This is a genomic window from Kitasatospora sp. NPDC093806 (genome assembly GCF_040683335.1).
Taxonomy (GTDB): Bacteria; Actinomycetota; Actinomycetes; order Streptomycetales; family Streptomycetaceae; genus Kitasatospora.
Map to the genome: position 1 here is coordinate 1 of NZ_JBFBDO010000196.1, position 6591 is coordinate 6591.

Here is a 6591-nt window from a genome sequence, read left to right on the forward strand (position 1 = left end):
ACAATCATTCACAAAGAACCCCCATCCGGGTACCGGATGGGGGTTCTTTGCATTTACACCCCCAGATGGCCCCCGCCCGGGAAATCCGGGCGGGGGCCATCTGCATTTGCGGCCGCACCCGCCGGCTCAAGAAGGCTCCACGCCCGCCGAGCGTCCAGACGAACCGGTGATCAGCCACGGTCGCCGTCCTGGAGGGTGAGGAAGCGGTGGACGTCGACCGCCAGGGCGGACATCTGCTCGCCCGCTTCGAACCAGGTCGTGACGGAGGCCTCCCAGCCGCCGGCCGCACTGCGCCAGGGGTGCAGAGTCCAGGTCAGTCCGATGTTGCCGCCGGAGCGGAAGACCGCGGTGACGGTGAGATCGCGGTTGGAGGTCTGCCAAACCCGCTGCCCGCTCCAGCCACGGAAGTCAGCAGCCAATTCCTCCAAGAAGGGCGCCAGCTCCGCGCCCCAATTCCAGGCGACCACCCCGTCCACGCGAACGGCCAGCCCGGGCGCCGACGCCTCGACGGCGTACTGCACGCGATCCCCGTCCGGCCGGGACGGGTCGCAGAACCGCACGCCGACGGCGGGGTTGTCCCGGCAGCGGATGGTCAGGTCATGGGAGCTCATCCATGGAACGGTAGAGCCCGGAGACGGCACCCGTCCGCCGACGGGCTGTCGGCGCCGTCCCCTATCGTGCGCCCATGACCACCGAGGAGTACCTCTCGACGATCGACTCCTTGGCCGCACAGCCATTCCCGGAAGCGGCCTTTGCCGACGCCACCGGTTGCGGTGGCCCCGAACATCGTGTGCGGGTGCTGCACGTCAGCCGCGACTTCTGGGAGGACGACGACGGGCAGGCCTGGGCGGAGGCCGAGACCGACCTGCGCGCCCGCCTCGACGATCTGGCCGCCCGTCTGACGACTCGCTGGGGGAGTGCGTACGTCGTGGACCTCGGGCCGTACCTCAGCGCCGGCTGCGACGGCGAGCCGGTGCCCGAGCCGCTGGACTTCCTCAGCCAACAAGCCGTGAGCATGCAGGCGTGGCCGCTCCCCACCGGCGACCGCTGGCTCGCACTGGCCGTCGGCCAGGCCGACAAGGAGCTGCCGCTCGTACTGCTCGCCGCAGTCGGCCAGACCCCCACCCTCGACCTGAACCCGAGCACCCGGTCATGAGCGGACGACGAGCGAACGTCGGGCGCTCTGGCAAACAACACCGGCAACACTGACGGCATGACCGTTGACCCTGGGGCGCTTCAGGCCGGCTGGCACCGGACCCGCAGACATCTCGACGACGCCCGAGCCCACCTGGCGGGCCACGCGGGGATCGATCTCACCGCCACTCTTGAGTTCCTGCAGCACAACGAGCTGGAACTCGCCTTCGACTGCCTGGTCGACATCGGCGACGCCCTCGACCTGCCGCTCGCCTTCTGGCAGCACCTGGATCGGGCAGCCCGGGAGATGCGGCTCTACAGCGACGCGCTGCACAAGTCCCACCTCACGGCCGCCGACCTCTGCCGCCGCCATCTCGCAGCCGCCTCCGAGCAGGGCTGAGGCCACCAACCCGGCGAAGCCAAGCGGTCAGAACAGCAGCTGCACCGGCCGTGCGGGGCGGCCCACCTTCCGGAAGCTCCGCACCTCCTCACGACCGTTAGATGGTGTCGCACTTCTTCTACCGCTTAGCCTTCGCAAGGGCGCGCGAAGACGAAGCGGTGCGGAGTCAACGGACGCGCCAGATCCCTGCCGGCCTGTCACACCGCGGTCAGCTACCGCGCGTGACGCGATTCCGATAGCCCTGGAACGAGTGCCAACCGCTGGTGTCGCCCGGGGCGAGAAAGTCGCCCTCGGAGATGTCGATGACCCGGCAGCCGACTGCTTCAGCGATCGCGAACACGACTTCAAGGACGTCGTCACCAGCGCCGCGGACATGGAGCATGATCGAGTCGACCGGGTCCTCGGAGCCGAGGTTCAGCTCGATGGACCAGGTCGGCCCGACCAGGTGTCCCCAGGCCGAATCGGAGAGGTCGATGCCGGGAAGCCGGCCGAGCAGAGCGGCCCTGACCTGCTGGTGTGGCCCGAGTACCGGGCTGGCGAAGCCATCCGGGAAGTCGTCGACCGAGGCGAACTCGGCAGGGGCAGGCAGCAGAAGCAGGCACCAGCTCACGAGGCCTCCAACGAAGTGGTGCAGACGCACCTGAGACTGGCCCCGGCCGATGACCACGCCAGCCCTCGGGCCGGCGGGATGACGTCGGAGTCGTCGATCCCTGCGCTACTGAAGCCGTAGGACACCGGGAGCGCGGTCCTCGAAGATCTCGATCAGCCAGTCGAAGACGGTCGGCCCGTGCTGATCACGCGCCGCGGACAGGTCGGCGCTGACAGCAGGACGGTTGGCGGGATGGCACCGCGAGAGACGAAGCTCCAGCTGGCGAGCCGTCTCCGGGTATCCGAGATGCTCACGAGAGGCCTCATGGTCGCGCCACTCGACCACGTAGTCATCGTCGTCGGGCTGCCCGAAGCCACCGCCGAGGCAGTCGGAGAAGGCATCGAGGTTCCGGCCGAAGTAGCCCCCAGGACCGTTGACCGCTTCGCCGATCAGCCGCCAGAAGTCCTCGAGCGTCCTGACCTGAGTGCCGTCCAACGTGTAGATCGCTGTCACGGCCCGCAGAATACGTCTGGCTGGGTAGGTGAAAGCGGGGGCCGGTCCAACTTCGGCGGAGCGGCCACGTTCTGTAGCGTCTCGGCGCGGACCGGCCCTTCGTGACTCAGTGACGGACCTGCTTGGGATCATCCCCGCATGGACTTCGACCTCGCCCCACCGAACGGCGTCGGCCCGTTGCGGATCGGTATGACCCGGCAATCGGCCAACGCGGCGCTGGACTCGCTCCGCGATCTCTCCGCGGTCTCGGAGTCCGACCGGCCGGGACAGTACGTCTTCCGCCCCAGCGGGCTGATGGTCAGCATCCACTGCATGCGAGACACGCTCGAAGCCATTGAGCTTGGGAGGCCGTCGACCCAGACGGACCGAGTCGTCTTCCGGGGCCTGGACGTGTTCGCGGTCCCGGCCCGCGAGCTGGTGCAACGCATGGGCGAGTACACCTCGATCGAGGCAGACCCCGACGACCCGGCCTCTTTCGTAGCCTCTGACCTGCTCCTGAGCTTCTGGCGCCCGTTCGCAGCCGACGACGAGCCGGAGGAGGAGCAGGGCTACTACTTCAGCTCGGTCCTGCTGGCACGCCCCGGCTACTACGACACCCCTGCTCAGGCTGCGGAGCGACTCCAGCAGATCTCGTGACTGCTCGTCATGCCGCCCAGCAGGACGCGCTTCCGCGAGGAACCGAAGCCGGCCTGGCCGTACACCTGGCGTTTGAGCATTCTGCTCCGGTCGGCGTGGCCTTCGACGACACCGGAGCTCCACGGCAGCTTGAGACCGGCGATGACGACAGCGAGTTCTCGCGCAAGGCCGTTGGCGAAGGTGTGGAGGCCGGGCAGGTCGTCGGCGCGAACCGCCCTGCTCCATGGTGCGAGCTGGTCGCCCTGGCGGCGGGTGAGCATCCTGCCGAACGCGCGGACGTGCCCATGAGGGAATCCGGCTCGGGGCAGCCGGTGAGGACGGATTCGAGCTCCAGATGCTTGCTCCCCGGCAGAGCATCGGAGTGAGTCAGGATCCAGCCGGTGACCGTGCGCGGGGATGGCGGACGGGGCGCCGGCGCGGTCGGGGTCGTGCGGAACGGCTGGAGGTAAGCACGGACGGCGCCGTAGCCGCCGCTGTAGCCGCGTGTCTTGATCTCTTCCCCGAGCGGCCAGGTGTTCGTGCAGCCCTCAGCCCATCGCTCGTACAGGTAGGGCCTGAAGCCGTCGAGCCTGGCCCCGCGGTTCGGCCACTGCCCCCTCGAACAGGTCTTCCGGCCTCGCTGCGTCGGCAGCCGTCGGACAGTGCGCTAGCTGGAACCGGTCGGGGACCTGGAGTGCGGTGGGCGCCCCGATGCTGGCGCCGTTGGCGAAGAACGGGGCGTGGTCGCGGCCGACGACCTCGATCCTCGGGTGCTCGGCCGATCAGGCCGCGACAGTGCTCGCCTCGTGATCCGGCAGCAGCTCCACCGGCCTGCGGTCTCGACGTCGACCTATGTGCGGCTCCGTAGACACAGCCCTGAACATCGCGTACTCGTCGACCACACGGGACCTGTGGCCTGGGGTTCCGGGAAGGCCTCGCCGGCCCGCCGCGCACCGGCGAGACCAGCCAGGGCGAGGCCGACCTCGGCCGGCACCGACGGCATTCGTTCGGTCCGTCGGCTGTACCGGCTGTACCGGCGCGTCAAGCCCGCGACCTGCTCGACGAACGGCCGCCGCCCGCAGGAGACGACTTCGCAGGTGGAACGCCGGACACGAACCGAATCACCTCGCCGTCGTCCTGCACCGACTTCACCCTGATCGCCGGATCCGCCCGGAAGAGCGGCTTTTCCAGCCGGAGCACTACCTCGCACACAGTCCAGAACCATCAGCCCGAACACTGCCGGCGCCTTCAGGTTCCAGGCGATCTCGTTCCTGATCGGGATGCTGGGTGATGCCGGCGAGAACCGAGGGCACCTCAAGGGCGGGGTCGGAGTGTCGGAGCTTGGCGGCACAATCCGTGCCGTGGATCTGAGAGCGGAGCTGATGCCCCCGTCGGTGGGCCGGCAGGGGCTGGATGAGCTCAGCAGTGAGATCGCGTGGATCGCCGACCTGGTGCTCCGCGGAGCCGAGAACGCGGGCGAGGAGATCAGGGCTTTCAACGAGAGGACGGGCCACGACTACGTGGCTCTCGACTTCGCCGAGTACGAGGGCAATCGGGACCTGGCCGAGTTCGTGTTGGAGGCCGCCCGGCCGGGTCGGCCCCGGATTGTGGACGTCACCACGGACGAGCTGACCGAGATCGTCCGCAGAATGCTGGCCGGCGACCCGGAGAGCGACTACTACCTGCGGCTCTTCGCAGCCAACGTGACGCATCCCGGAGTCAGCGACCTCATCTTCCATCCTCCGGCTGAACTGCGAGGCGCCTCGGCCGAGCAGATCGTCGACGAGGCGCTCAAGTATCGTCCGATCGCGCTGTGACCGGCCGGTTCAGCCGGCGGGTGGCGACCTGCTGCCCGGCAGTAGGAGCCGGCGTCGGCCTCGATATGACAAGACCGTCACCATCCACCTCGCTGCCGACTTCATCCGGTCAGCCAGGGCCTGTCCGGTCGATCATGTGCGAAGCCAGATGACGAGGGTGGTTGCGGTGACAGCTCCGGGGTAAACGCAGCCGCGATTGTCGTCTCGGGCTGTGATCGGCGGCCAGGCTGTTGGGCTTCTTGCCGGGCTTGCCCGGCCCGATCTGCGGGACACGGCGCTTCTCCAGCACCGGTTCGCGCTGCGTGCAGCAGGCCCGCTGCCCCGGCGTGATGATGAGGGACGGCGGGCGGCAACGGCCGTCTGCCGCTCAGATGGACCCTGGTGGTGAAGCCGCCGCGCGAGCGGCCGAGGCCGTCGCCTCCCGCACCACCTTCGCCAGGCGGGCGACGGGACGGGAGCTGGCCGTGCGTCGGTGGGCCCGGACGATGGTGGAGTCGACGGAGACGTCCTTGCCGATGTTCCCGGCCACGTCCGTCTCCGCTGTCCGAAGCAACGACCCGGGAGCCCGATGTCCTGCATCGCCGCGGGGCCGCCTCGGATGCGAAAAGCTGAAGCCGCCGCCCGAATCCGCACCCGCGGCAGAAAGCCGCTGATCACCTGTCGAGGCGCTCACGTGGTCGGCCGGACAGCTGCTAGACCCATCCGTCGTCGAGGTAGACCGTCCAGACGTCGCCGACCGCCCTGCGCAGTTCCACCAGGGCCGCAACCTCTGCAATGGCTTCTGGAGCGTCGGACAGCCGCAATGGTGAGGCCGGGACGTTGTCGCGGGTGAACACCGGCAGCTCGCCGTCGCAGCTGAAGGCGTGAAGCGGCTGGGGAGGATCGCCGAACCAATCAGGGCAGTACTTCTCGGCCCACGCAGCCGCGGCGTCGACACGATCCATATGCGTCAGCAGATACTCAGGAGCAGGCCCACAGCTGAACTGAACGAGGAAGCCCTGAGCGTCCACTGCCCACCAGTCCCACATGAATCCGGGCCGGGGGTGCCGCAGGACCGTCGTCATGCCGTCACCGTAGCCAGGCGGGGCAAGGCGCTGAAGCTCGGCCGGCTCGTCCAGGTGGTCGGAGGAGGTCGTAGCCGTGCGCGCCGGTCTGCATCGAGATCACCGCAGCGGTCATCGGCAGGGGAGGCACGAGGTGCGCGAGCTCCTGGTGGATGCGCGGGGTGGTGTGCTTCGGAGGGGAGTTGCTTCCGGCGCGGATTGGGACTAGTGTCCCCTAGTCGCTTGCCATGGAGCACCGGACACGCAGATGCGCGGACGGTTCCGAAGCGGCCAATCCCTCTGGAAACACCATCTCTCCCCGGACCGGGGTTTATTTGGTGTGTCCATTTCCAGGATTGCGGCCGGATTCGCTTTTCGGAGCAGAGTTCGGCTAGAGTTTGGAACGTCGGACGGGGCGTCAAGCCGCAGAAGACACCAGCGAGTTGGATGAAGGAAGCGCCGGGAACGGCACGGAAAACA

10 protein-coding genes are annotated in these 6591 nt (G+C 68.4%); 4 read left to right on the forward strand and 6 right to left on the reverse strand.

The genetic code is table 11. The features are described from left to right. Positions 1 to 170 precede the first annotated feature (170 nt). Complete coding sequence (locus tag AB0N76_RS38665) at positions 171 to 611, reverse strand: DUF6228 family protein (RefSeq protein ID WP_363565539.1); 441 nt, start codon at positions 609 to 611, stop codon at positions 171 to 173. Between the two features lie 74 nt (positions 612 to 685). On the opposite strand from AB0N76_RS38665, the gene AB0N76_RS38670 reads away from it, so the two are divergent. Beyond that, positions 686 to 1156, forward strand: a complete 471-nt coding sequence (locus AB0N76_RS38670) for a hypothetical protein (RefSeq protein ID WP_363565540.1) — start codon at positions 686 to 688, stop codon at positions 1154 to 1156. Positions 1157 to 1213: 57 nt separating this feature from the next. Continuing rightward, a complete protein-coding gene (locus AB0N76_RS38675) occupies positions 1214 to 1534 on the forward strand; it encodes a MafI family immunity protein (RefSeq protein ID WP_363565541.1) in 321 nt (106 codons plus the stop codon). Positions 1535 to 1742: 208 nt separating this feature from the next. Here the strand turns inward: AB0N76_RS38675 and AB0N76_RS38680 are convergent, their stop codons facing one another. Continuing rightward, a complete protein-coding gene (locus AB0N76_RS38680) occupies positions 1743 to 2144 on the reverse strand; it encodes a hypothetical protein (RefSeq protein WP_363565542.1) in 402 nt (133 codons plus the stop codon). Between the two features lie 105 nt (positions 2145 to 2249). Then, positions 2250 to 2636: a barstar family protein gene (locus tag AB0N76_RS38685; RefSeq protein ID WP_363565543.1), complete on the reverse strand. Its 387-nt coding sequence runs from the start codon at positions 2634 to 2636 to the stop codon at positions 2250 to 2252. A 138-nt stretch (positions 2637 to 2774) separates the two neighbouring features. On the opposite strand from AB0N76_RS38685, the gene AB0N76_RS38690 reads away from it, so the two are divergent. After that, entirely contained in the window at positions 2775 to 3272 is a 498-nt protein-coding gene (locus tag AB0N76_RS38690; RefSeq protein ID WP_363565544.1) for a hypothetical protein, read from the forward strand. Here AB0N76_RS38690 and AB0N76_RS38695 read toward each other — a convergent pair. Then, positions 3239 to 3532: a hypothetical protein gene (locus tag AB0N76_RS38695; protein ID WP_363565548.1), complete on the reverse strand. Its 294-nt coding sequence runs from the start codon at positions 3530 to 3532 to the stop codon at positions 3239 to 3241. The two genes, AB0N76_RS38690 and AB0N76_RS38695, sit on opposite strands and share 34 nt — an antisense overlap. Positions 3533 to 4612: 1080 nt before the next feature. Between AB0N76_RS38695 and AB0N76_RS38700 the strand changes: the two genes are divergently transcribed. After that, positions 4613 to 5068 (forward strand): hypothetical protein, encoded by a 456-nt coding sequence (locus AB0N76_RS38700; protein WP_363565545.1) that lies wholly within the window; start codon positions 4613 to 4615, stop codon positions 5066 to 5068. Between the two features lie 367 nt (positions 5069 to 5435). Here AB0N76_RS38700 and AB0N76_RS38705 read toward each other — a convergent pair whose 3' ends face one another. Together AB0N76_RS38705 and AB0N76_RS38710 are read right to left on the reverse strand one after the other, a co-directional pair. Further along, a complete protein-coding gene (locus tag AB0N76_RS38705) occupies positions 5436 to 5597 on the reverse strand; it encodes a hypothetical protein (RefSeq protein WP_363565546.1) in 162 nt (53 codons plus the stop codon). A gap of 163 nt (positions 5598 to 5760) precedes the next feature. Beyond that, positions 5761 to 6132, reverse strand: a complete 372-nt coding sequence (locus AB0N76_RS38710; protein ID WP_363565547.1) for a hypothetical protein — start codon at positions 6130 to 6132, stop codon at positions 5761 to 5763. Positions 6133 to 6591: the final 459 nt, after the last annotated feature.